We start from the raw sequence: 24,643 nt of genomic DNA, 5'->3' as shown, positions 1-24,643 counted from the left end.
TGACAATCCATACAGTTTTTGGGCTATCTAATCATAAGCTAATACAAATTTCCATTACTGTGACGGAATCCATGAATAAGTTTAAAAAACGTTATAAATCCGTTACGTATTTTGATTTACTATCCGGTTAAGTTTATTTATCTTTACCAAACCCCAAAGGGATGCACCCTAAATTTGCGTACCCTAAAACTCTTTATTATATCATATCTGTCTAAACAGTTACCCTTGTCTGGGAAAAATCCAGAGATGGGGGAGATGTTCACGTTAGCGAAGCGGGGCGAAGTCCAGGAAGAAAACTCACGCGCTATGCCCGATAAGCGGAGCGAAGGGCTTGTAGCAGGTCAAACCTTACACCTTCCCCCCCACACCGATCTAAAGACGTACCTGAGACAAATAGCTGCGGGGATCGAAATGACGGCTTGCCCGGATTTTTTCATAGTACTCCCGCTCAACTGACGTGATATCTTTTGGTGTAGCAATGACAATCCGCACCAGTTGATCACCGCGTCCACCTTTCGGTTGAGTCCAGCCTTTACCGCGCAACCGTAATGATTGACCTGAGCGAATCCCGGCTGGCACATTGACACTCACTTTACCATCCGGAGTCGGCACCTCAATCGTAGCACCCAAGACTGCCTCATCGGGCATCACTGGCACTTCACACAAGAGGTTATCACCCTCGAACTGGAAAAAGGCATGAGGTTTCAGGTCTACAATTAAGTACAAATCACCCCGTTGCTGGTTGTATGGGCTAACTTGACCCTTACCTCGAACCCGAATCCGACTTCCTGGTTTAGCACCGGGCGGAATCCGCACTTCGATGACTTCACTGCCCAAATTAATCCGTTTTTGCGTACCCCGGAAGGCGTCAGACCAGCTCAATGTAATTGTAGCTTCCCGATCAGCTCCTGCTCCTGCTGCTGCTTTGCCACTTTCATAGCCAGCGAAATCATTAAAGCCACCAAAGCCACTGCTAAAGTCATTAAAGCCAGCACCCGTGGCACCGCCTGGAGTAGAGCGATAGGTGTAGGTTCGACGACTTCCCGTCCCTCCTGGCGTCCCTGTAGCGGCTGTATTAAAGCGCCCTAGAAGTTCGTTAATAAACTCGTCAAAACTACCGTATTGACCAAAATCAAAATTACCGAAATCAACATTAGCCCCCCCGCCTCCAGGATATCCACCAACTCCGGCTTGCTTCCAGTACTGACCAAACTGATCGTATTTCTTGCGTTTTTCGGGGTCAGACAAGACTTCGTAGGCTTCATTCACTTCTTTAAATCGAGCCTCGGCTTGTTTGTCACCCGGGTTCATGTCTGGATGGTATTTCCGCGCCAGACGTCGAAAACTCTTTTTAATTTCATCCGCACTAGCCGTCTTGCTCACTCCTAGGACGGCATAGTAGTCTTTAAAGTCAGTTGCAGCCATGAAGGGTTTCTCCTCTACTCCAAGGATTTAATCGATAAACTGGGCTAATAGGTCTCTACCTCAAAGCTAGAGTAACAAACCCCAGCATGGGTTTAAGTTCGGATCTTTCTCACTCACGCGATCGCAATTTCCACACCTGACGCTTCAAATAGAGAAGCAGCGGCATTTTTCCCATCATGCCTTACCTCAACCTAATAAAGCATAACCCTAACTCAGTGTGGATAGCTAATAATCGTTAGCTTAGCTTAGCTTCTGGTGACTAACCAGTATAAACTACCCAGACCTGCCTAACGGCTGAGGTCTGGGTTTTCAGTAGCCCTGAAGTCATCGAACAAGCTAAGCTGAACATATCTGGGAGTTCGGTTTAGCTTGCACGATAACCCCGTGCCTCCAGGCTGGTTTATAGACAGCCCCACAAGTGCAATATTATTGGCTCCGTTGAAATCAGCGTCTCCATGCCAGCCACAATGCTCGCACTTGAAAATCTTGCCACTACGGTAAGACTTTCCTTTTACAGGGTGAATGTGCAGGCAATTGTGACACATTTGGGAGGTATAGGCAGGGGAAACAGGGATAACCTGAACACCAGCGCCAAGGGACTTGTACTCAATGAACAGGCGCAATTGGTAAAACGCCCATGAATTAGAGCGTCTGCGTTCAGTCTTGTTTCTGGGTTGCTGGTTAGTTCTTTCCCTAATCCCGGTTAAATCTTCTATAGCAATTGAGGCACTTAACTCAACCGCTCGTTTGACCACTGACTTGGAAATGTTGTGATTGAGCCATTGTTGATAACGTCTCTCCCTCCCCGACAGCCGTTTCAAAACTTCCCGGCATCTACGCCGAGTTGTCCTCGTGCCTTTCGGGGCTTTCTTCTGGAGAGATGCCCTAACTTGAGAAAACTTATCTCGAACTGATTGGATATGCAAACCGTCCCATTTTTTCTCTTCAGACGTAACGGCGATGTCGCGCCGCCCTAAGTCAATGCCAATTACTTTGTCGGTAATTGGCGAGTCTGGGGCATCATCTTTGATTTGGATGTGCAAGTAGAACTGACGATCACGGTGTTTGCATAATTGAGCAGAAGTCGGGTTTCTCCCTTTGAGTTTTCCTCTCTGGTAGTTGCCGACTTTTAATTTAACTCGCTCTCTACCGTGAGTAGTTGCAAGGCTTACCGTCCAATCATGTTCGCGAAACCGAAACAAGTCTTTGTCACAGTCGATGCTGGTTGGGGCAAACCATTTAACCGGCTTACCTTTGTGTTTAGCTACTTTGTGTTTAGCTACCTTGCGGTTAGCTGCTACACGCGCACAAGCTCTGACTGCCATGTTGGCCACGAGGTTAAACTCGTTCTTGATGGTTTGGTAAGTCAGAGACTGAATCGCAATTTTGTTAGTCAGCTTTGGATCTGTGTGTTGATTGACATAGTTGCAAGCATCAGCAAACGCCTGAAGGGTTGCCTCAATTTTGGCAGCTTGTTCAGGCGTAGGTTGAAGCTTTACGACTATCGTCAGCACTTGTTTCATGGCTACCATTATACCAACGGGGGTTACAGACGCGATGAAAGAAGCGTCTGTACAAATGGAAGTGCTACGGGTATCGAACCCTTGCACTTCCCGCTCTCCCCCTACCCCTTACTTCGTTGAAGGGGTAGCCCCTCGCGATTCGGGTGGATTTCCCGGTATCCTGTTCCGGAAGACAAGAGAGTTGACATCCTCCCTCGCCGGAGACGAGGGATTCCTAAACCTCACGATTTAGGTTTCTGCTTCTTTCCCCTTCGACTAGCGAGAGAGGTTTTTCGCAACTGCCCCTTGGACTTATGCCCATCAGGTCTTATGTTCGCTCCACAGACTATCACCGCAAGCCCTGCGGCGAGAATATTATTTGCGGCATTAATGTCTCGGTCATGGTGGGTTCCACACTCTGGACAATCCCATTCCCTGACATCAAGCGGCAATTTATCAACAATGTGACCACAGTGTCCACAACGCTTAGAACTGGGAAACCATCGGTCAATCTTAACCAGTGTCCTACCGTACCACTGGCACTTGTATTCCAACTGACGAACCAGTTCACTCCAGCTTGCATCAGCAATCGCTTGAGCCAACTTATGGTTTTTCATCATGCTCTTCACCGCCAAATCTTCGACAGCAATCGTTTGATTTTCGCGTACCAATCGAGTCGTCAGCTTGTGAAGGAAATCTTGGCGGTTGCAATCAAGGAGGTAATACCTGCATCAATCCCAATCGCTTTATCAAGTTGAGATAGCAGTTTGACAGTATGCTCCTCAACACCTCGGCTCCGCTCGGTGTTGACGCTGAGCGGAGCCGAAGCGTCAACCAACAGAGAGACAAACCATCGCCCAGAAGCATCCAACCTTACTGTAACCGTAGAGGGTTCACAGTTTTCTGGAAGGGTACGACTCCAGCGAATTGGCAGAGGTTCACAACATTTTGCCAACCACAATTGCCCATCCTTCCACTTAAAGGCAGAACGAGTAAACTCAGCACTACCACCATTCCGCTTCTTTTTGAAGTTGGGGTATTTAGCACGACCTGCCCAGAAATTGGTAAACGCTTTTTGCAAGTTCCTCAATCCCTGCTGCAATGGTACACAGCTCACTTCATTAAGAAATTGCTTGTCTTCTTGCTTTTTCCAATCTGTCAGCATAGCGGATGTCTGTTTGTAGTCAATCCGCTCTTGCCTTTCATACCAGCCTTCAGTTCGGGTGTGCAACGCCAAGTTGTAGACCAACCGAACACAACCCAACGTGCGGCGCAAGAGTTGTTCTTGTTCCGGCGTTGGGTAAAAGCGGTATCGGTAGGCGCGTTGAGTCATGCCTCACATTCTATCACATTCCCTGTAAAAACTGTAAACGGTAACCGGAGGCGCGGCTTTCCTCCCGTCGCTAAAAGCCAGGGTCTCCAGCCGCTTGCGAAAGATGAGGGAGGACACAGATCGAGATCTGTGTCAACTCAAAACTCAAACTTTCTTTTCCTCATCTCCCTAGTCATTAATCAAGACCTAAATGACCGTTCCATCGGGAATTACGGCATTTTTGAGGACAACGACAATGCCATTGCGGATCAAAAAGCCTTGTTTTTCCCGTTCAGCTTCCTCAACGTGATCTTTGTTGACAATTTGAACATCGTGACCAATGCGAGCATTTTTGTCAATGATGGCACGGCGAACTGTGGTTCCTGCACCAATCCCTAAGGGTACACGTCCCGTCTCTACGTTGGATTGACGTTCGGCAAAGGGTTCATAGAAGTCACATCCCATAATCAGAGTGTCTTCAATCACACAATCGGCTTCAATGCGAGAGCGAACTCCCAATACCGAGTGATGGATACGACAATCTTTAAGAATACAACCTTCTCCAATAATCGATTGCGTCACATGACTATCCAAAAGTTTAGTCGGAGGCAAATAACGGGCGCGAGTATAAATCGGTGCCTCTTTGTCGTAGAAACTAAACGGTGGCTGGGGTTGGCGAGTTAACGCTAGATTAGCCTCATAGAACGCTTCAATGGTACCAATGTCTTCCCAGTAGTCGTTGAACAAGTAGGCTTGAACGTTATGATCTCCTGATGCCCCGGGGATGATTTCTTTACCGAAATCGGTTTGTTCGGGGTTGGCTTGCAACAACTTAATCAACGCCTCTTTACTAAAGACGTAAATTCCCATCGAGGCAATATAGGGTTTTTCCTTTGCCTCATCGGGTTTCAACCCTAAAACCGTCGTATCCACCTGCATTTGCTTCAGCGCATCCCCTTTGGGCTTTTCACTGAAATCAATTACCCTGCCGGTGTGATCAATTTTCATCAAACCAAAACTGGTTGCCAGTTTTTCACCGATAGGCACCACAGAAAGGGTGATATCAGCTTTCGTTTCACGGTGGTGTTCCACGAAATGGCGATAGTCCATCCGATAGAGATGGTCGCCAGACAGAATGATATATTCATCAACATCACACTCCTCTAGAAGCCACAAATATTGACGAACCGCGTCTGCTGTGCCCTGAAACCAGCTAGGATTTTCAGCAGTTTGCTGGGCAGCTAGAACTTCAACAAATCCGTCGGTAAAGCCAGCAAAGTTATAGGCACGGGTAATGTGCCGATTCAAGGACGCTGAGTTAAATTGGGTAAGAACGTAAATTTGATAGATCTCGGAGTTGATGCAGTTACTGACCGGAATGTCAATCAGGCGGTACTTACCCGCCAAAGGAACAGCCGGTTTAGCCCGCAATTTGGTTAATGGATAAAGGCGGGTGCCCGCGCCACCTCCGAGAATGATACCTAATACTCTTTTCACGAAACACCTCTGGAATGCCGATAGACTCTCAAGTCTTAGTGTCCGCTTGTGTGGAACTCTTTTCAAGAGGGTAAGGGAGAAAGTTGACTCTCTCCAAAGAAAGAAAAACTCAAAAAACGGCGGGAATAGAGGCACGAAGAGAGACTTCTACCCCAACTAGAGTAATAATTTGAGCCGGGTGTCCCCCTCAACGCTGGAGTTGAACTGGTGAGTTCTACGCCGTTATTATAAATTTCCATTACATTGGGATAAAGAATGGCAAAGGAAGTGAGAGATGTCAGCACAACTGTTACTGGTCGATGACGAACCGGGGATTCGGGAATCAGTCCCCGCCTATTTAGAAGAGGTGGGAGGGTTTACTGTCGATGTTGCCAGTAATGCCAATGATGCATGGCAAATGTTACAACAAAAAACACCGGATCTTGTGATTACGGATATTATGATGCCTCAAGTCGATGGGTATCAGTTTCTTAAGAAACTGCGAGAAGACCCTCGTTTCAAATCACTGCCGGTGATATTTCTCACGGCTAGAGGCATGACCACAGACCGGATTCAAGGCTATCAGGCAGGTTGTGATGCTTATTTGTCTAAACCATTTGATACAGATGAATTAGTCGCCATTGTGGAGAATTTGCTGGAACGTCGTGCTACCACGGCTCAGGAAACAGCGGGTACGGCAGATTTAGGGAATATCGAAAAAGAGCTAACTGCGATTCGGGAAATGTTGGCTCAACGGGGTAATATTTCTCAAACTCCCCCACCCATCCGCATTGACTTTACGCCGCGAGAGCAAAGTGTTTTGGATTTGGTTGCCCAAGGGCTGATGAATAAAGAAATTGCCCGCCGCCTGGAAACCAGTGTCCGCAATGTGGAGAAATATGTCAGTCGCTTGTTTAGCAAAACTGGAACCAATAGTCGTACAGAGTTAGTCCGTTATGCACTGGAACACGGCTTGACCCAGTAATATGATGTCCGGCAAATCACCCATAATAAAAATTTCACCCCATCTTCCCCTCACCCCCTCAACCCATCACCGTAATTTCAGACTGTGGATTTATTCTACGAAAAAGCGGCTACACTAGCCCATCCTTCATTTTGATGATTCCCACCGCTCTCGGTTTGTGGAGTCAACTACCCCCGATAAATGACAAGGAACAACGAATAGGAATTTTATAGCTTTAACTTATATTAAGTATAAATTAAATTAATATTAAAAATATGAATTGATGACCGAATCCCTAACTATCATGAAGTCACAACTTCGATCAAGTTCAGGGAAAAACGTCTAAAAAGGTCTAAGGGAATAACTAGTATAGTGCGGTAAAAAGCAGTGACCCTGTAACAAGCCGTAACCCAGTAAACATTCATAGATGCACTTACGGTTGCTGATCACGAATCACTGATACTAGGCTCTCGACCGACTATGTGGGTGTCGTCTTGCTTTCTCTAGAGTACCTTTTCAGTAAGCAAAATTGTCGGCTGAAGTTCCTGACAAAGAGTAACAATAACTACAGAAAATAAATTTTGGGCAGACTACTTTTGACGAATTTTAATCCCTAACTGCGATTACGGAACTGACGTTCTATCTAGAGAGAGTCAATTAGAAATTTTATCTGGATTTGAATAAATTGGCAGAGCTTTGAAAACATTCTGAATAGAAATTAGACCGAGAGTAGGCGTGTACAACTGTAGTTCAGTTTATAAACTGTCACAGTTGAATTTACTACAGCCTGATCTTCCATTTTAAATAACAGTCAAACTGAGTAGAAACAGGTTCTTAGGCAAATCTTATGTTATCGGTGCTAGACCCTACCCAAAACCCCAACACTATATCGCTGAAAGTTCTCATCGTCGAAGATGGTTACCAAACGATAAAACTATTGGGAGAAGGATTATGTTCTGAAATTAGATATTCGTTTATTATTCAACAAGTTAGGCAGAGTTGTCAAGCCCTAACTCGATTAAGTCAGGAAGCGTTTGATCTTCTCGTCGTTCATTTGTCCCACGCTGATCCTCACGTTTTCGATACGGTTACTCAGATAAAACAGTTGGGCTTAACCCTGCCAATTCTCGGATTAAGGGCTAACCAGGATGAACCCTTAACCCTGCAAGTTATCCAAGCGGGGACACCGGATGATCAGGTAACGGAAAATCTCAAAAGTTACCGATTAATTCGGGCATTTCGTCATGCGATTGACAGTCAGCAACGCCAAGAATGCCAACGTCTGAATCAGGAAAAATATCAGTCGGTTATCGATAATGTCAAAGAAGTTATTTTCCAAACTGATACCCATGGACATTGGACATTCCTGAATCGGGCTTGGACAGAAATTACTGGCTTTTCAATTGCTGAAAGTATCGGAACATCCTTTTTAAACGGTATTCATCCGGATGACTGGCAAAAGGGACGAAACAACTTTGATGCGCTGATTACTGGAGTCCAACAATCCTGTCGCCCTACGGTACGCTACCTGACGAAATCGGGTGAAATTCGTTGGTTGGAGGTACATGCGCGGATAAATTTTGCCGCCGATGGTACGGTTTCGGGAACCACAGGAACCCTAAATGATATTACGGAACAGGTGTTAACCCAATCCGCCTTACGCATTTCCGAAGAACGACTGCAAATGGCGTTATCTGGGAGTGATTTGGGATTATGGGATTGGCAATTAATCACTGGAGATATTTATTTTAATCCGCAGTGGAAAGCGATGCTGGGGTATGCAGAAGACGAAATCGACGATAATTTTCAGGCGTTTGAACAATTGGTGCATTCTGAGGATTTATCAAGAGTAAAAGCTGTATTAAAGGCTTATATAGATAGATTGATTCCTATCTATGAAGTCGAATTTAGGATGCGATGTAAAACAGGGGAATGGAAGTGGATTTTGTCTCGCGGTAAAGTCTTTGAGTGGGATGAAGCAGGGAACCCAGTAAGGATGACAGGGACTCATCGGGATATTAGCGATCGCAGACAAGCGGAGGAGGCTTTGCGAGAGTCAGAAGCCGGAGAACGCAAAAAAGCGTATCAATTAGAACTTGCCTTGTGTGAACTTAAAAATGCCCAAGCGCAGTTGGTACAAACGAAAAAAATGGCATCCTTAGGACAGTTAGTGGCGGGAATTGCCCATGAGATTAATAATCCCATTGGTTTTATTTCCGGAAATGTTGGCTTTGCCCATCAATATGGGTGTGATTTGCTCAAATTGATCGATCTCTATCAACAGTATTATCCTCACCCTGTTGCCCCGATTCAAGAGCAAATGGAAGCGGTTGAGCTTGACTTTCTCAGGACAGATTTTCCCAAAGCCCTCAACTCGATTCGAGAAGGCGTTGTTCGGGTTCAAGATATTGTGCGATCGCTCCAGCATTTTTCGCACCTGAATGAAGCCCAGATGAAGACAACTGATTTACATCAGGGGTTGGAGAGTACCTTGATACTCTTACAGAATCGCCTCAATAAAAAGCCTAACATACCCGCTATTGAAGTGAATAAACAATTGAGTAGGTTACCTAAAGTAGAGTGTTATCCGGGGCAACTGAATCAAGTGTTTATCAATATTCTCGGTAATGCGATTGAGGCGTTAGACGAAAAAAGCCAGCAGAATGATTCCTTCATACCCCAGATTAGAATTAGTACGGAAATAGCTGAGTTAAACTCAACTGTGATTATTCGGATTTCCGATAATGGTTTAGGTATTCCTGCTCATTTGCAAGAGCATTTGTTTGAACCGTTTTTCACCACAAAACCTGTAGGACAAGGGACAGGATTGGGATTAGCCGTAAGTTATCAAATTATTGAGAAACACAAAGGAAAAATTACCTGTAATTCTCAAATGGGTATCGGCACAGAGTTTGTGATTGAAATCCCGATCACGCTGAGCCATAAAACGGAACAATTGGGTCAAATTAAATGGTTACGCCAAGCCATCGGCGCTTGAGGTTGGTTGTCATGCACTGTAAGGATAAAGAGACTGGGTGTAGGGTGTAGGATGTTACCTATCCTGAAGAGAGATGATCGTCCCAAGCTTTTGCTGTATACTCTGACCCTAGGGCGCAAATATTATCATCTGGTCAAGTTTACTAAAGGTAGATTTATACTATTTTACTGCCAAATTGGCATGTGTTGATGGCAAAAATATGATTATTGGAACGACTGAAATTAGTTCTCGGTCTTTCGCCAGTCTGAGTCCCCAGGGTGAGTATGTATTTTTAGAGGCAAATCCTAGCCCGATGTTTTTACATGTCGAGTCTCAAACGGGTTTTCCCATCACTCAAGAATTAGTTAAGCGTTTAATGAATTAGCTTTAGGCAAAAACTCTCCTTTAATGGATAGGTTTATTTACACTATTTAATATTAAAAAGCTTCTCTATTAAATATAAGCTGTTTTTTGTATTTAATTATACAGTAATTGCTTTTCGTTTACTCGTTGAATAGTTACAACAAAACAATCTATTCATCAGAGGTATTCTATGCCCGACGTTCTATTTAAAGTAGACCTCACTAAACCCATGTCAGAACAGGAGTTAGTCGGTCATAATCGCTGGCATCCTGATATTCCCGCCGTGGTTTCTGTTAATCCTGGCGATGTCTTTCGCATTGAATGTAAAGATTGGACAGATGGGCAAATTAAAAATAATGATAACCCCGATGATGTGCGGGATGTAGATTTAACGGTGGTGCATGTGTTGAGTGGACCTATTCATGTGAATGGGGCGCAACCGGGGGATATTCTGGTTGTTGATTTATTAGATATTGGTGCATTACCAGGGGATGAATGGGGCTTTACGGGTATTTTTGCTAGAGAAAATGGTGGTGGATTTCTCACAGATCATTTTCCCAATGCGGCTAAAGCGATATGGGATTTACAGGGGATTTATACTCATTCTCGTCATATTCCCGGCGTGCGATTTGCCGGAATCACTCATCCCGGTTTAATTGGGTGTGCGCCGTCAGCAGAATTATTGGCACAATGGAATAAACGGGAAGCGGAATTGGTGGCAACAAACCCTAATCGTGTGCCACCCTTAGCGGCATTACCCAACCCGCAAAATGCGATTTTAGGGTCGTTAAAAGGGGCAGAATTTGACCGAGTTGCCGCTGAAGCCGCCCGCACGGTTCCGCCGCGTGAACATGGGGGAAATTGTGATATTAAGAATCTATCGAGAGGGTCACGGATTTATTTCCCAGTCTATGTAGATGGTGCAAAACTGTCTATGGGAGATATTCATTTTTCCCAGGGAGATGGTGAGATTTCATTCTGCGGTGCGATTGAAATGTCGGGTTATATTGATCTGCACGTCGATATTATTAAAGGGGGTGTGGAAAAATATGGGATGACTAACCCAATTTTTAAGCCGGGTCCCGTTGAACCGCGCTATTCTGAGTATTTAGTTTTTGAAGGGATTTCAGTTGATGAGGTAACTGGGCAGCAATATTATTTAGATGCTCATGTCGCTTATCGGCGAGCATGTTTAAATGCGATTGAATACCTGAAAAAGTTTGGATTTACGGGAGAACAAGCCTATTTACTGTTAAGCTGTGCGCCGATTGAAGGGCGGATCAGTGGAATTGTGGATATTCCTAATGCCTGTTGTACATTAGCTTTGCCCACGGAAATTTTTAATCAGCCAATTCTGCCAACTTAGTATAAGAAAGTAGAGGGTAGAAGGTTATCAGGAGAAAAAAGATATGCCGTTGTACGAATTTCGCTGTGATACTTGTGGGGATTTTGAGAAATGGCGCACATTGGCAGAAGCAGGAACACCGCTGCTTTGTCCAACCTGTCAGGTGGTAGCGAAACGGGTATTTTCTGCGCCCATGGTGAATTTAAATTCGGGGAGTTTACCCAAACCAAAGGAACCGCGACTGGTGAAGCGTTCTACAGAATCGACAACACCAAAGTATAGTCAGCATAAAAATGGACGCCCTTGGATGGTGAGTCATTAACATTAATTAGAGGTCAATTGAGCAAAAGATAAGAGGCAGAATAAGACAATTTGTCGGCGCGGGTTGTACCGATAAAGTTATTAATAAAACTGATAACTGGACTCAACCCGCCCTTAGGGAAAATTACAGGAAAAGGACAATTGAGCGATAAAAAATAGGCGGACTAAAAATGGTGCAAGGTCTGAGTTAAAACTCACCCACTTATGCAACAATAAAAATGGCAACGTGCCGCTTTTTGCAAAATTCAGTCATGCCAGTCCGTTCATGTCCTCTTCCTTGCCCCAAATCTTATTAGTTGATGATACTGTGGCTAATCTGCAATTAGTCTCAGATTTTTTAATGAAAGCAGGATTTAACGTCCTCGCGGTTAAAAGTGGCATCCAAGCGTTAAAAATTGTGGCAATAACCGAACCGGATCTAATTTTGTTGGATGTGGTGATGCCAGAAATGGACGGGTTTGAAGTCTGTCGTCGTTTAAAAGCGCAGGAGGAAACCCAAGATATTCCAGTTATTTTTATGACAGCCGTTGCCGATCGCGCGAATCCTAGTTACAAGATTAAGGGGCTAAAACTGGGTGCTGTAGACTATATCAGCAAGCCAATTCAGCTTGAAGAGGTGTTACTTCGTGTCCAGACTCACCTGCAACTACGGGCGTTAACCCAGCAACTCACCGAACAAAATGCCTGCTTACAGCAAGAGATTCGCGTGCGTCATCAAACCCAACAGATCCTGCAAGAAACGGAACGTCGATGGCGATCGCTCTTAGAGAATGTGCAACTACTGGTTGTTGGCTTAGATTGGCAGGGGGATGTGGAGTATATGAACCCCTTTGGCTTAGGCTTAACTGGCTATACTTCAGCCGAAGTTTTCGGGAAAAACTGGTTCAATACATTTATCCCATCCTCCGAGCAGCCGCAGCTTAAACAAACTTTCCATGAACTTTTATACCACAACAGCCACGCCTACTACCAGAACTCCATTCTGACCAAATCCGGTGAAGAACGACTGATTGCGTGGAATAATACCGTGCTAAGAGATATTACTGGCGCGATCGCAGGAATCATGAGTATTGGCGAAGATATTACCCAGCGTCAAGCTGTGGAACGGATGAAAAATGAATTTATTTCTCTGGTTAGTCATGAACTTCGCACCCCACTCACCTCAATGCGCGGTTCTCTGGGTTTGCTTAAGATGGGAGTCTATGATAATCAACCCGACAAAGCCAAACGGATGTTAGATATTGCGGTAACAGACTGCGATCGCTTAGGGCGATTGGTGAATGACATCCTTAGTTTAGAACGCTTGGATTCCGGTCAAGTGACGCTAGTTAAGGAAGTCTGCGATGTGGCAGATTTAATCAAACATTCCGTCGAAGCGATAGATGCGATCGCGGAGGCGGCGGGAATTGCAATCCAGGTGACTCCCCTATCGGCTCAAGTTTATGTTGCGCCTGATACGATTATTCAAACCCTGACGAATCTGTTGAGTAATGCGATCAAGTTTTCTGAGAGTAATACGACGATCACCGTGGGTGTCCAACATCAATCAGATTGTATTTTATTTCACGTTACCGACCAAGGACGAGGAATTCCCACGGAACACCTTGAACGCATCTTTGGGCGATTTCAGCAAGTCGATGTTTCCGATTCCCGCCAAAAAGGAGGTACTGGTTTAGGATTGGCGATTTGCCGCAGCATTATCCAGCAACATGGGGGGGGGATTTGGGCGGAAAGTACCCTAGGTTCTGGAAGTACCTTTTATTTTACATTGCCAGTTTATAAAGAATCAGTTCAGTAATATCTAGTTATTTTTCATTCACCGTTTGTCCGGCAATCCCCAACTTCAACAAAGTAAGTTGGGGTTGTTGAACTGCTCCTCTGAGGGAACGACAACGGCACGTTTAAGAACTGGCTTGGGGAAATCGAGCCAGGAGTTGCTCACGGGATAGCTGAGGCAATTGTGAGAGGTATTGGCTTAAGTCTTGGGGAGGTAATCCTAATAAAGGAGTGACCAGTGCGGTGAGTTGAGCGTCCAATTCTCCAAAACGAATTCTGAGTAAATTTTCGACAATAAAACGCTGTGCCTGTTGAATTCCTGATTCACTATTTTCGAGTTGAGACAGTTGCAGTAGAAAGGGAGTTAACTGCTGAGAGGGCAATGCCGATAAGGGAGTGATTAAAGCAGCGAGGGTAGAGGTTAACTGTCCCAAGCGAGTCTGGAGAACGTTTTCGAGCATCAGCCGATGTCCCTGTTGTAGTCCTTGTTGTAATCCTTGTTGTAATCCCTGTTGTAATCCTTGTTGTAATCCCTGTTGTAATCCCTGTTGTAATCCCTTCTGTAATCCCTGTTGTAATCCCTCCTGTAATCCCTGTTGCATAGCTTCTTCCCTGGCTTGTTGCCGAGCCGCATCCAGTTGTTGCCGATAAAGGGGTGCTAATGCCATAATTAACTCCCTCTCCTCTGTGTCTAAGGGTTGTTCTTGATTGGCTTGTAAGTTGGCTTGCAAGTTATACAATAACTCTAGCGTAGACTCCCGCCGTTGGCTGTCTTCGGGTAATGCGGTGATCTCCTCGATGGCTTGCTGTTGGACTCTGCCCTTTCCCAGAAGTCTCAGCCATAGGGTTTGGGGGGTACGGGGGAGTTGGTGGATGACGACGATGGCTGTTCGGAAAGCCTGGGGGAGAAAGTAGAGTCCACTTAACCAGTTTTGCTCATCACTGAAGGCTGCAAAGCTATCGAGTAAGGGTGTTGAGGCGGTGGGGGTGAGTATCCATAATTGGGAGAGTTCACTCAGATTAATGGAAGTGGACTCCCGTCTGGCGCGTCGTCTCAATTCCCGATGTAGGTCAAACAGTTTCGCCAGACAATCACAAATTTGATCGGCGGTGACGGCGTTGCGAAAAGGTTCAAAGACAGCAGGAGTTGTGACAAAGCGCCCTAAAAGTCCCAGAGAGAGGAGGTAGTCATCTGAGATAGAGGTGGGGATAAATAAAACGTCAACCTCTCGCACTTCCCCAGCAATGTCACGACTGGTTTCCACTTTTCCGATTGGGGACAAGAGTTGGTCAAGATAATCCTTGGCAAATTGGTCATGGGGAAATCGAGTCATTGAGGGATGGGGATAGTCTACGACTGTAGAAGTTTATCTTACATTGTTGCCAGTCTAAGCTGTTCGGCATTTAAATCTTAATGTCAAGAATTACGAAATCCTTGTATGTAGTGCGAGCATCTTGCCTTGATCTGTCAGTCATTTTTCCACCGTTCCCATCGCCAGATATTTTGGCTTTGGCTTAAAGTGAAGATAGGTTGAATACAAATTTTTAAGATTCACCCGTTAAGGACTTGACTTCTAAACATTTTTATGATGCAGTACAGACGATTTGGACGCACTGAACTACACATGCCAGTATTCTCCTGTGGCGGGATGCGGTATCAATTCAAATGGAAAGATATGCCCGCCTGGTTAATTCCGAAAGATAATCAACGCAACTTAGAAGCAACCATTCGTCGCTCGATTGAAGTCGGTATTAATCATATTGAAACAGCGCGGGGTTATGGTACATCAGAAATTCAGTTAGGCAAAATTTTGCCCAAATTTCCCCGTGATCAATTAATTGTCCAGACAAAAGTTAGTCCTAAACCAGATCCCAAAGAATTTCTACGTCAGTTTGAGCAGTCGTTGAAATTCCTCAACCTTGACTATGTTGATTTGCTGGGAGTTCATGGCATAAACACACCGCAATTGCTCCAGGATAGCATTCGTCCTGGAGGCTGTATGGATGTGGCGCGTCAGTTACAAGCCCAAGGTAAAGTGCGGTTTATTGGCTTTTCTACCCACGGTGCTAAGGATTTAATTGTCAAAACTATTGAAACCGATCAGTTTGATTATGTTAATCTGCACTGGTACTATATCAATCAATTTAATTGGACTGCAATTGAAGCCGCAACTCGCCATGATATGGGCGTTTTTATTATTAGTCCATCGGATAAAGGGGGAATGCTGTATAAACCGCCACGGCGATTAGTTGAACTTTGTAAACCATTGAGTCCAATGGTATTTAATGATTTATTTTGCCTGTCTCATCCCCAGGTGCATACCTTGAGTTTAGGTGCATCTCGCCCTAGTGATTTTGATGAACATTTGAAAGCCGTTGAATTATTGGATCAGGTTGATGAAATATTACCCCCAATTGTGGCACGATTAGAAGCCGCCGCGATCGCACGACTCGGAGAAGACTGGTTCAAAACCTGGCACATCGGTTTACCCAGCCACGAGGAAACCCCCGGTGGTGTGAATATCCCGGTGATTTTGTGGCTAAGAAATTTAGCGATCGCCTATGATATGGTTGAATATGCTAAAATGCGTTACAACCTCTTAACCAATGCGGGACACTGGTTTCCAGGTGCTAAAGCTAATCAAATTAGAAAAATCAACCTTCAGACATGTTTACACCGGAGTCCCCATGCTGATACAATTCCTACTTTACTGGAAGATGCGGATCAGCGCTTAGGGGGTACAACCGTTAAACGCTTATCCCAACAATAAACCGATAGCGATTCGACTTGAGTCGTAAATATTTTGGTGAGTCAAAGGAACGCTTAACTGAAAACAGAAGATTCCAGAACTCATTGATAATTGCTACATCAGTTTGTTTCGCCCCTCATTCACGCTTAACTGTTATCCCTATAACCTGTTCTCAAATCACCTTTCTGGTAGCATTTAGGTAAAGAGCAGCAGGTGGCAAATTGGAGGTGAAAAATGTGCAACAAAATCTCTGTCAAGAATCAACCAGTCGTCAAGCCTTACAAACTGCCCTTATAGAAGATCGTTTTTGCTTATACTTTCAACCGATTTTCCCTCTCCTTCAGGGAGACGAGGGTCATGTTCACAAGGAAATTTTAATCCGAATGGTGGGACAAGATGGTAGAATTATCCCACCCAATTACTTTCTTCCCTGTGCCGAAGAATCTGGGTTAATGCCATCCATTGATCGTTGGGTGCTGGAATCCTTTTTCAATGGTATTTATCACCCGAGTAAATGTATGGGTTGTTGGGCAAGGGATTATTATTGTGGGTGTATTATTGCGTTTAACCTGTCTGGTTCCAGTGTTAATGATGACAGCTTTCTCGACTTCCTGGAAAACGCCGTGATTAATCATCCGGTTCCCCCCAGTAGTTTAGTCTTTGAGATTACTGAAACGGTAGCCTTAATCAACATAGATAAAACCCGGCAATTTATCCAGCGTTTACAAAACCTGGGTTGTCAGTTTGCTTTGGATGATTTTGGTACAGGCATGTCCAGTTTAGCCTATCTTAAGGAATTACCGTTAGATTTTGTCAAAATTGATGGTATGTTTGTGCGGGATGTGGTGCAGAATCCTATCTCTGAAGCGATTGTTTCTGCTATTGTACAAATGGCTAAGGCGAAGCAAATTAAGACGATTGCCGAATACGTGGAAAATGTGGCAATTCTGGAACGATTGCAGGCGTTAGGTGTGGATTATGCCCAAGGGTTTTACTTAGGTAAGCCTACCCCGATTCTCAAGCGAACGCCTATTTTCTAGATGAAGGTAGAAGGGCAGCTTCAGTTTTTTTATTAGGGGTCATTTGCCGGATATAATAGTATTAACGTTTCAGGAGCAGATTGGTGCTTAAGTCAGTGCTATTCAGCTTAGGGTAATATTCATGCAAAAACAAGCTCTAGCGATCGCATCTGTTTTATTATCTACCCTGTTGCCGATCGAGGCTTCGGCACAAAACTTTGAGGAGTTTTACATCTTTGGCGATAGTCTGTCAGATGTTGGCAACCTATTTGAACGATCTGAAGGTCTCTTCCCTCCTAGCCCTCCCTATTTTGAGGGACGTTTTACTAACGGTTTAGTCTGGGTGGAAGTTCTGGGATTGGAATTAGGACTTGATCACAATCCAGCTAATAACTTTGCCCTTGGTGGGGCAACCTCAGAGGACGTGCTAGAACAGGTTATTGAGTTTACCACCACAACCCAACCACTCGATTCTAATGGGCTTTATACCGTTTGGGGCGGTGCCAACGACTACATCGACGTAGTTCCAGGCACAAACCCAGCAGATATAGACACGACAACCACGGTCAACAACATATCCAATGCGGTGAAAACGCTGATTGCCAACGGCGCTGAAACGATTATCGTAGTCAACCTGCCAGATTTGGGAAGGACGCCTCTAGGATTAGCCTCTCCCCTTGCTGCCGACGCCTTCACCGCCGCCGTTAATCAATATAACCGCAACTTAAATGCCGCTTTGCAAACATTAGCTCAAAACCGTGAAGTTCAGATCGTACCGCTCGATGTCAATCCTCTGGTTAATGAAATTCTCGCCGAGCCAGCCAGATACGGCATAACTAACGTGACCGAACCTTGCTTAAATGAGGCAACCAATACGGTTTGTCCCAACCCCGACGAGTATTTTTTTTGGGATGACATTCATCCTACTGCTGCCGTTCATGAGTTGTTTGGAGAAGCGGTTTTGGCAGTACTGATTAGTCCTCAAACCGTTATCCCCCAAGCCGACATTGCCTTAAGCGTTGCTCGCAGGCAGACTCAAACGATTGACGCTCGGCTCCAGTCCCTGCGAGGTGTCCGCGAAACTCCCCCCGAACAACGATTTGGTGCATTTGTCAACGGTGACATCAACTTCGGCGATAAAGATACCAGCAATAGCGAACCGGGCTATGATTTCACGACGACAGGGGTTACTGCTGGCGTTGATTACCGCGTCACGGGCGACCTCGCGCTGGGAGTTGCTGTCAGTCGCCTCAGCAATGACACCGAACTTGATCATGACCTTGGCGAGGTTGAAGTTGATGGTTATGCCGTTTCTATCTATGGCAACTATAATCGGGGTAACTTTTATACGGATACCCTTGTCAGTTATGGTTGGAATGACTATGAGATAACCCGCCAAATCGAATTCGACAACCGCAGGGCTACTGCTGACCCGGACGGAAATCAACTATCGGTTGATGTGAACGGTGGTTACAATGTCAGAGCGGGCAACTTGTCTTATGGACCAACGGTAGGAGTTCGCTACGATCGCGTGGAAATTGATCACTACACAGAGGAAGGTGCGGGTAGCCTGAATATGGCAGTCCAAGACCAAGAAGCAGAATCGCTGGTTCTCAGTGCGGGTGTTCAGGCGGCTTATGGGTTCAACGTTGGCAACACTACAGTGACACCCAATTTCCGGGTACGTTACGAACACCAGTTCGCCAACGACAGCCGCGAAATCGAGACGGAACTCCTCACCCAACCGGGCATTCCGATCCGGGCGACTACAGACGACCCCGATCGCGATTACGTGAGATTAGGCGCTGGAATGGACGTGCAGTTTTCCCCGAATTTTTCCGGCGCGATCGATTACGAAACAGTCGTCGGGCGCGAAGACTACACCGACCATGGGGTTAGAGCTCAACTCCGCTATCAATTTTAACTGGACTTTAGACTAAAATTTGGGATTTTCAGAATTAGTCTAAACTCCAGTTTTAAAACACCTCAACCACACTATCGGCAGCATCATATCATGTCCTCGTCTTGTTCCCATTTTGGCACAATTCAAGTAGATCATCCGATTACTGGACTGGTGTTCTAAGGTTTTATTGCCTGTTCTTGACTTTCGCCCTGACGTTGACGCAGTAACTTATAACGATTGGATAACATCGTTTCTACAGGGGGCGGTAAAAATGTAAAGTGAATATAAAATGAATGATCATCACTGAGTTTATCTAACACTTTGGCATAGATATCCTCACTCGCTGAGATTAATTTATCACCCATCAGTAAATTAATCTTTATATTCGTCAAAGGTTTAATAAATTGTTCTGATTTAATCTCGCCACCTTTGGCAGAAAGTTTGACTAAAGTTCCTCGAAAAAATATATCGCTGACATGCTTGCCTTCCAAAAACGTGTAGTGTAAAGGAATCGAATCGACCAAGGGCAGAAATTGCTCATCAGGTTTAGCTAAAAACAAGTAGTAAGGTTTGCCAATTCCCCCCACTTCATAAATGGGGATAGGTTCGGGTAATCCTTTAGGTTGAACCCGTATCTTGCTATCAATTCTCACCCAACTTCCCGCAGCATTTAGAGTAGACTGAGAGATAAAAATTTGACTGTCTGTCGTATAGGATTCGATGCGATAGGCTAAATTAACTTGACTCCCCACTACTCCATATTTTGTTCGTTTCGATGACCCAATATTGCCCACTACAACATCCCCCGTATTAATCCCAATGCCCATAGTCAACGGAGGTAAACCCAGATGTTTCATTCGTTCATTAACCGATGTCATCGCCAACTGCATCGCCACCGCGCAAGCGATCGCGCGTTGGGCGTCATCGTCACGAAGCGTCGGCGCACCAAACAAAACCAAAATTCCATCCCCAAGAAATTCATCAATTGTTCCTTGGTATTGAGTAATCACATCCGTCATCGTGGCAAAATAAAAATTGAGAATATTCACCACCTCTTCTGGCATTAAACGTTCAGTCAGGGCAGTAAATCCTCTTAAATCAGACGTTAATATAGTAATCGTGCGCCGTTCACCACCTAATTTAGCCCCTTCAGGATTTTCTAAAACATTCGCAACAACTTCATTGGTGAGATAACGTCCAAAGGTTTCGCGGATTTTACCCCCTTGATGGGCAAGATAACTGGTAATCGCCACCACTGAACCCGATAAAGCCAAAAGAGGCGGAACTACAGGAATCCACCACCCGATTAAAAACGCCCCATAAGTACTACCCAACAGGACACCCCCTGCCAGGATCAGCCCCAAAAATCGTTGTACAGAGACCCGTCGTTTTTTCCCCTGATAGCGTCCCTGCCAGGTTACAATAGCACCTATAGTAGACCAGAACAAAATCCACAGGCTTTCTTGCCGTTGAGACCAAGTTTGAATCAGGGGGCGTCCTTCTAAAGCTGCACTCAGGATTTGACTGGTAATATTAGCATGTAATTCTACCCCAGACATGCGTTCGGGCAAAGCAAACCAACTACTACTGTAGGGTGTAAAAATCCAGTCTTGGAAACTCTCCCCGACAAAACCGATCAGAATAATGCGATCGCGTCCCCAATCGGGAGGGATACGATCCTCTAGAAGATCATTCAATGAGATCGTTTCAAAGTGTTTCTTGCTCCCTCGATAATTTAATAAGATTTGGTAGCCACCAGCATCCGTGCGGACATAACCTCCATCATTTTTTTGGAAGCGAGAAAACGTGCTTTTTCCCAACCGCCAGGTATTGGGTTCGCCAGGTATTGGTTTGGGGCTAATTCCTTGAGCATCAAGATAGAGAAGTGCTAGATAAAATCCAAAACTGGGAATAACATCTCCATTGGCATCTTCAACTTGTAAGAGTGCCCGTCGGACTTTAGTATCGGCATCAAAGATGACATCATTAGCGCCCACTTGTCCTTTGGCTTTCAAGGCTGGGGGGGCGGCGACAGCATCCTGGCGCTTATCGCCAACCACTTTCTCAATTCCCACCAGATTGGGGGTTGTTTCAAAGACTTTAACTAATTCCTGATGACCCGGTTGTACGGGTAAATCCCGATAAACATCCAGACCAATGGCTTTAGGGTTATGGGTTTTGAGTTTAGCAATAGCTTGGGCATAAATCTGATCGGGAAGAATCGATCGAGAAAGTTGCCCAATTTTTTTCACATCCGCCTCATCAATCCCCACGATCCCAATTCGCTGATCCAAGGATTCAGAGGGACGCCAACGCATATATTGGTCATAAGCTGTCCATTCCCAAGTTTGCAGCATCCCAGTCCACCGCAAGAGAACGATTAAACCCGTAATCGTTGGGGTCACTATCCAAACGCCGCGCCATTGCCAAAGCCACCGCTTACAGGATTTGTACATCTGAGTTTTGAGTTCTAAGTTAGAGGGATTTAATTGTTCAGTTCTCTCATCGCCTCAACATCTTGAGTCTCCTCAGCATCTTGAGTCTCAACCGAACAGGAGTGAACCCAACAGTTAATTGGAATATTATCCAACTCAACCGAGGTTAACAATTCTTGCATCTCATCTGCGATCGCGGAGTCATTGGGAAATTGCTGATAGAGTCGAGCTAAAATCATCAGCGTTTCTGCCCAAATCCTTTCTTGAGCATAGTTAGATCCTTCCTCTTGGAGACGTTTTTTGATCCCTTCGGGTTCATGAACGAGTTGATCAAGAAGAGTGTTCAGTTCTTCGGGTGGGGCGATTCCCGTCTGCAGGGGTTGACGCTGAATCCACCCTCGAGCAAAATGATCCTGACTGCGATCATCGGGATTACACACCAAGGCAAATGTCCAAAGATACCGTTTTTCCGTTGTCAGAGATATGTAATCAGGAAGCTTGAGTTCTACGATACCGGGTCTATGGGTTAGGGGTATCCTCGTATAATAAATTTCCCGGTTTTGCTCGTCCAAAAGTAGAAAATCGGCTGACTGGGCTGTCGTGGGGGGAACATACCAAAATAATTTAGGGTTGGGGGATATGGTGGTAATTAGATTATTCGTTGGCGTTAGCGCCGTTAATCTTCTATTTCCGGTAACACAAGGTATATTCGGTATACCTCTTTGTCCTCCCCCGCCAGTCCTCTCAGGGGCACCAATATCTTCTCCTTCAGGAAACTCTAAACTAATATCGAACGACTGTGCTTTGAGTCGAGGTGCGGCGAAAACCAACGCTAACCCGAATGTTAGCGTCATCCCACCGAGGTAGGTAAAATGCTTGAGACCACCCATGCTTTAATGTTCTCCTAATCTAATCCTGGGATCTATTGCCACAGTCACTTTCAACATGATTCGCGGGAGTCCAGCGTTAGACTCGATCGGGTAGACAATGCTTACGTTGGAAGCTGACTCTTCCAAGTCCTCGGTTTAACGGAGTAAGCGAGGGTCATTGACTCCAATGCATGACAGCTACCGCCACCGCAAGTTCCTGTCATCAGGTTTGACAGGTCAGCAAAAGCCTGTGATTCAACTTGAGTTTTACCCACCCCGGGCAAGACTGTTTCAATGTACCTGCTTGTCTATATTTTATTTTGTGGCGGAAGTTTGAGGGAAATCAAAAAAGCCAGATTGACACCAGATTAGACCAAAGACGGAATGACTAACGACGAATCCCATGTTAGCTTGAACCTAGCTAGCCTATTGTGTGTTTTCCATGAAACTTGCGATCGCACAACTCAATCCCACGATTGGCGACTTAACCAGCAATGCCCAAAAAATCCTTGATGCGGCAAATCAAGCAGCGCGTCAGGGTGTCCGCCTCTTATTGACGCCAGAACTCTCCCTCTGTGGGTATCCGCCGCGAGATTTACTCTTAAATCCCAGTTTTATGGAGTCCATGGCAGACTGTCTGGACAATTTAGCCGAACAGTTACCCTCAACCCTAGCAGTTTTAGTGGGAACGGTGACAGCGAATCCTAAAGCGGAGAGTTCGGGAGGTAAACCTTTATTTAATAGTATTGCCCTGTTGGAGGGCGGTAAGATACAGCAGGTGTTTCACAAGCGCTTGTTGCCCACCTATGATGTCTTTGATGAGAACCGTTATTTTGAAGCTGGAGTCCAGAGTAATTCCTTTACCTTAGAGGCGGAGTCAGCTACCCCGATTAAAATTGGTGTGACGATTTGCGAGGATCTCTGGAACGATGAGGAGTTTTGGGGAAAGCGCACGTATCAGTTCAATCCGATTACCGATTTAAACCAGCAGAATGTTGATTTGATCGTGAATCTTTCCGCCTCGCCCTATAGTGTAGGCAAGCAACAACTGCGAGAAGCTATGTTGCAACATAGTGCCAAGCGTTACCAGCAACCGATTCTCTACGCCAATCAGGTGGGGGGGAATGACGACTTAATCTTTGATGGGAGTAGTGTAGGATTTAACCGCGCCGGGGAAATGGTTTGTCGCGCCCCAGCTTTTGAAACCGATGTCTTGCTGGTAGACTTTGATCCAGTCCAAGGAGATTTACTCAAGAGTGCGATCGCACCCGCCCCCGAAAGTACCAATGCTCAAATTTGGTCTGCTTTAGTTCTAGGAATCCAAGACTATGCCCGCAAATGTGGCTTTAAACGAGTGGTGATTGGGTTGAGTGGGGGAATTGATTCATCCCTGGTTGCTGCCCTTGCCACGGAAGCTCTGGGCAGGGAAAATGTACTCGGTGTTCTCATGCCATCTCCCCATAGCTCTGAACACTCGATTAATGATGCCCTGGCGTTAGCCAAAAACTTAGGGATTAAAACCCATACCTTGCCCATTGGCGAGTTGATGCAGGGGTATGATCAAACCTTAGACCCCCTATTTGCCGGAACTGAATTTGGCACAGCCGAGGAGAATATTCAAGCCCGGATTCGGGGAAACTTGTTAATGGCGATCGCGAACAAGTTTGACTATCTGCTAATCTCTACGGGGAATAAGTCAGAGATGGCAGTCGGGTACTGTACGCTCTATGGCGATATGAACGGTGGATTAGCCGCGATCGCAGATGTTCCCAAAACCCGTGTCTATTCCCTCTGTCAATGGCTGAATTCCACTAAAGTGAAAAGACAGGAAAGCCAAGCCACCCCAGAACAATTACCAGCGCAATTATCGGATACTCAACCAGAAATTATTCCTGCGAATGTCTTAGCCAAACCTCCCAGCGCTGAACTCAAACCGGATCAAACTGACCAAGACTCGTTACCGTCTTATGACATCTTGGATGATATCTTACAACGTCTGATTCATGACCATCAATCTGCTCCCCAAATCATCGACGCCGGACATGATCCAGAAATTGTCCATAAAGTGATGCGAATGGTAGCGCGGGCAGAATTTAAGCGCCGCCAAGCACCACCAGGATTAAAGATTACGGATCGGGCGTTTGGCACGGGTTGGCGGATGCCCATCGCCAGCCGTTGGGTTGCGTTTAAGGAATGTATTTAAAGT

General features: G+C 45.5%; 17 protein-coding genes and 1 pseudogene. 11 read left to right on the top strand and 7 right to left on the bottom strand.

The genetic code is table 11. From position 1 onward, the window contains the following. Positions 1–372: 372 nt before the first annotated feature. Positions 373–1,425 carry a DnaJ C-terminal domain-containing protein gene (locus MC7420_RS25720; RefSeq protein ID WP_006104102.1) on the bottom strand — a complete coding sequence of 351 codons (1,053 nt, stop codon included), beginning with the start codon at positions 1,423–1,425 and terminating at the stop codon, positions 373–375. Positions 1,426–1,712: 287 nt separating this feature from the next. After that, positions 1,713–2,948, bottom strand: coding sequence for an RNA-guided endonuclease InsQ/TnpB family protein (locus MC7420_RS25715; RefSeq protein ID WP_044209784.1), 1,236 nt, complete (start codon positions 2,946–2,948; stop codon positions 1,713–1,715). Here MC7420_RS25715 and MC7420_RS41845 point away from each other — a divergent pair. Beyond that, positions 2,947–3,180, top strand: coding sequence for a hypothetical protein (locus MC7420_RS41845; RefSeq protein WP_198016568.1), 234 nt, complete (start codon positions 2,947–2,949; stop codon positions 3,178–3,180). The genes MC7420_RS25715 and MC7420_RS41845 overlap by 2 nt on opposite strands. Here MC7420_RS41845 and MC7420_RS37355 read toward each other — a convergent pair. Together MC7420_RS37355 and MC7420_RS25700 are read right to left on the bottom strand one after the other, a co-directional pair. Next, positions 3,170–4,260 (bottom strand): annotated as a pseudogene (locus tag MC7420_RS37355) (RNA-guided endonuclease InsQ/TnpB family protein). The gene MC7420_RS41845 and the pseudogene MC7420_RS37355 sit on opposite strands and share 11 nt — an antisense overlap. A gap of 186 nt (positions 4,261–4,446) precedes the next feature. Then, on the bottom strand, positions 4,447–5,736 hold the full coding sequence (locus MC7420_RS25700) for a glucose-1-phosphate adenylyltransferase (RefSeq protein ID WP_044209730.1): 1,290 nt from the start codon (positions 5,734–5,736) through the stop codon (positions 4,447–4,449). 274 nt (positions 5,737–6,010) lie between these two features. On the opposite strand from MC7420_RS25700, the gene MC7420_RS25695 reads away from it, so the two are divergent. The 6 genes from MC7420_RS25695 to MC7420_RS25675 all read left to right on the top strand — a co-directional run bounded on the left by MC7420_RS25695 (position 6,011) and on the right by MC7420_RS25675 (position 13,483). Continuing rightward, the gene (locus tag MC7420_RS25695) at positions 6,011–6,700 is read left to right on the top strand and encodes a response regulator transcription factor (protein WP_006104165.1); all 690 of its coding nucleotides are present in this window, start codon (positions 6,011–6,013) and stop codon (positions 6,698–6,700) included. A gap of 826 nt (positions 6,701–7,526) precedes the next feature. Further along, on the top strand, positions 7,527–9,677 hold the full coding sequence (locus MC7420_RS35670) for a PAS domain-containing protein (RefSeq protein WP_006104105.1): 2,151 nt from the start codon (positions 7,527–7,529) through the stop codon (positions 9,675–9,677). 199 nt (positions 9,678–9,876) lie between these two features. Continuing rightward, positions 9,877–10,041, top strand: a complete 165-nt coding sequence (locus MC7420_RS40415) for a hypothetical protein (protein WP_006104135.1) — start codon at positions 9,877–9,879, stop codon at positions 10,039–10,041. Between the two features lie 168 nt (positions 10,042–10,209). Continuing rightward, positions 10,210–11,385, top strand: coding sequence for a formamidase (gene fmdA / locus MC7420_RS25685; RefSeq protein ID WP_006104111.1), 1,176 nt, complete (start codon positions 10,210–10,212; stop codon positions 11,383–11,385). Between the two features lie 43 nt (positions 11,386–11,428). Further along, positions 11,429–11,686 carry an FmdB family zinc ribbon protein gene (locus tag MC7420_RS25680; protein ID WP_006104093.1) on the top strand — a complete coding sequence of 86 codons (258 nt, stop codon included), beginning with the start codon at positions 11,429–11,431 and terminating at the stop codon, positions 11,684–11,686. Positions 11,687–11,950: 264 nt separating this feature from the next. Next, entirely contained in the window at positions 11,951–13,483 is a 1,533-nt protein-coding gene (locus MC7420_RS25675) for a hybrid sensor histidine kinase/response regulator (RefSeq protein ID WP_006104143.1), read from the top strand. A 103-nt stretch (positions 13,484–13,586) separates the two neighbouring features. On the opposite strand, the gene MC7420_RS25670 is transcribed toward MC7420_RS25675, so the two are convergent. Then, positions 13,587–14,795 carry a hypothetical protein gene (locus tag MC7420_RS25670; RefSeq protein ID WP_006104099.1) on the bottom strand — a complete coding sequence of 403 codons (1,209 nt, stop codon included), beginning with the start codon at positions 14,793–14,795 and terminating at the stop codon, positions 13,587–13,589. 255 nt (positions 14,796–15,050) lie between these two features. Between MC7420_RS25670 and MC7420_RS25665 the strand changes: the two genes are divergently transcribed. The 3 genes from MC7420_RS25665 (at position 15,051) to MC7420_RS25655 (ending at position 19,154) form a co-directional block, all read left to right on the top strand. Further along, positions 15,051–16,232, top strand: coding sequence for an aldo/keto reductase (locus MC7420_RS25665; protein WP_044209779.1), 1,182 nt, complete (start codon positions 15,051–15,053; stop codon positions 16,230–16,232). A 215-nt stretch (positions 16,233–16,447) separates the two neighbouring features. Then, positions 16,448–17,251, top strand: coding sequence for an EAL domain-containing protein (locus MC7420_RS25660; protein ID WP_006104138.1), 804 nt, complete (start codon positions 16,448–16,450; stop codon positions 17,249–17,251). 121 nt (positions 17,252–17,372) lie between these two features. After that, positions 17,373–19,154, top strand: coding sequence for an autotransporter domain-containing protein (locus MC7420_RS25655; protein ID WP_006104151.1), 1,782 nt, complete (start codon positions 17,373–17,375; stop codon positions 19,152–19,154). 155 nt (positions 19,155–19,309) lie between these two features. On the opposite strand, the gene MC7420_RS25650 is transcribed toward MC7420_RS25655, so the two are convergent. Together MC7420_RS25650 and MC7420_RS25645 are read right to left on the bottom strand one after the other, a co-directional pair. Next, positions 19,310–21,589: a CHASE2 domain-containing protein gene (locus tag MC7420_RS25650; protein WP_006104155.1), complete on the bottom strand. Its 2,280-nt coding sequence runs from the start codon at positions 21,587–21,589 to the stop codon at positions 19,310–19,312. Between the two features lie 29 nt (positions 21,590–21,618). Next, positions 21,619–22,458, bottom strand: a complete 840-nt coding sequence (locus MC7420_RS25645; RefSeq protein ID WP_006104207.1) for a DUF928 domain-containing protein — start codon at positions 22,456–22,458, stop codon at positions 21,619–21,621. A gap of 421 nt (positions 22,459–22,879) precedes the next feature. Here MC7420_RS25645 and MC7420_RS25640 point away from each other — a divergent pair, with 421 nt between their 5' ends. After that, a complete protein-coding gene (locus tag MC7420_RS25640; protein ID WP_006104091.1) occupies positions 22,880–24,640 on the top strand; it encodes an NAD+ synthase in 1,761 nt (586 codons plus the stop codon). Positions 24,641–24,643 lie beyond the last annotated feature (3 nt).

The sequence above is a fragment of the Coleofasciculus chthonoplastes PCC 7420 genome (assembly GCF_000155555.1).
Taxonomy (GTDB): Bacteria; Cyanobacteriota; Cyanobacteriia; order Cyanobacteriales; family Coleofasciculaceae; genus Coleofasciculus; species Coleofasciculus chthonoplastes_A.
The sequence above is the reverse complement of the archived record's forward strand: the minus strand, read 5'-3'. Positions and strand labels throughout refer to the sequence as shown.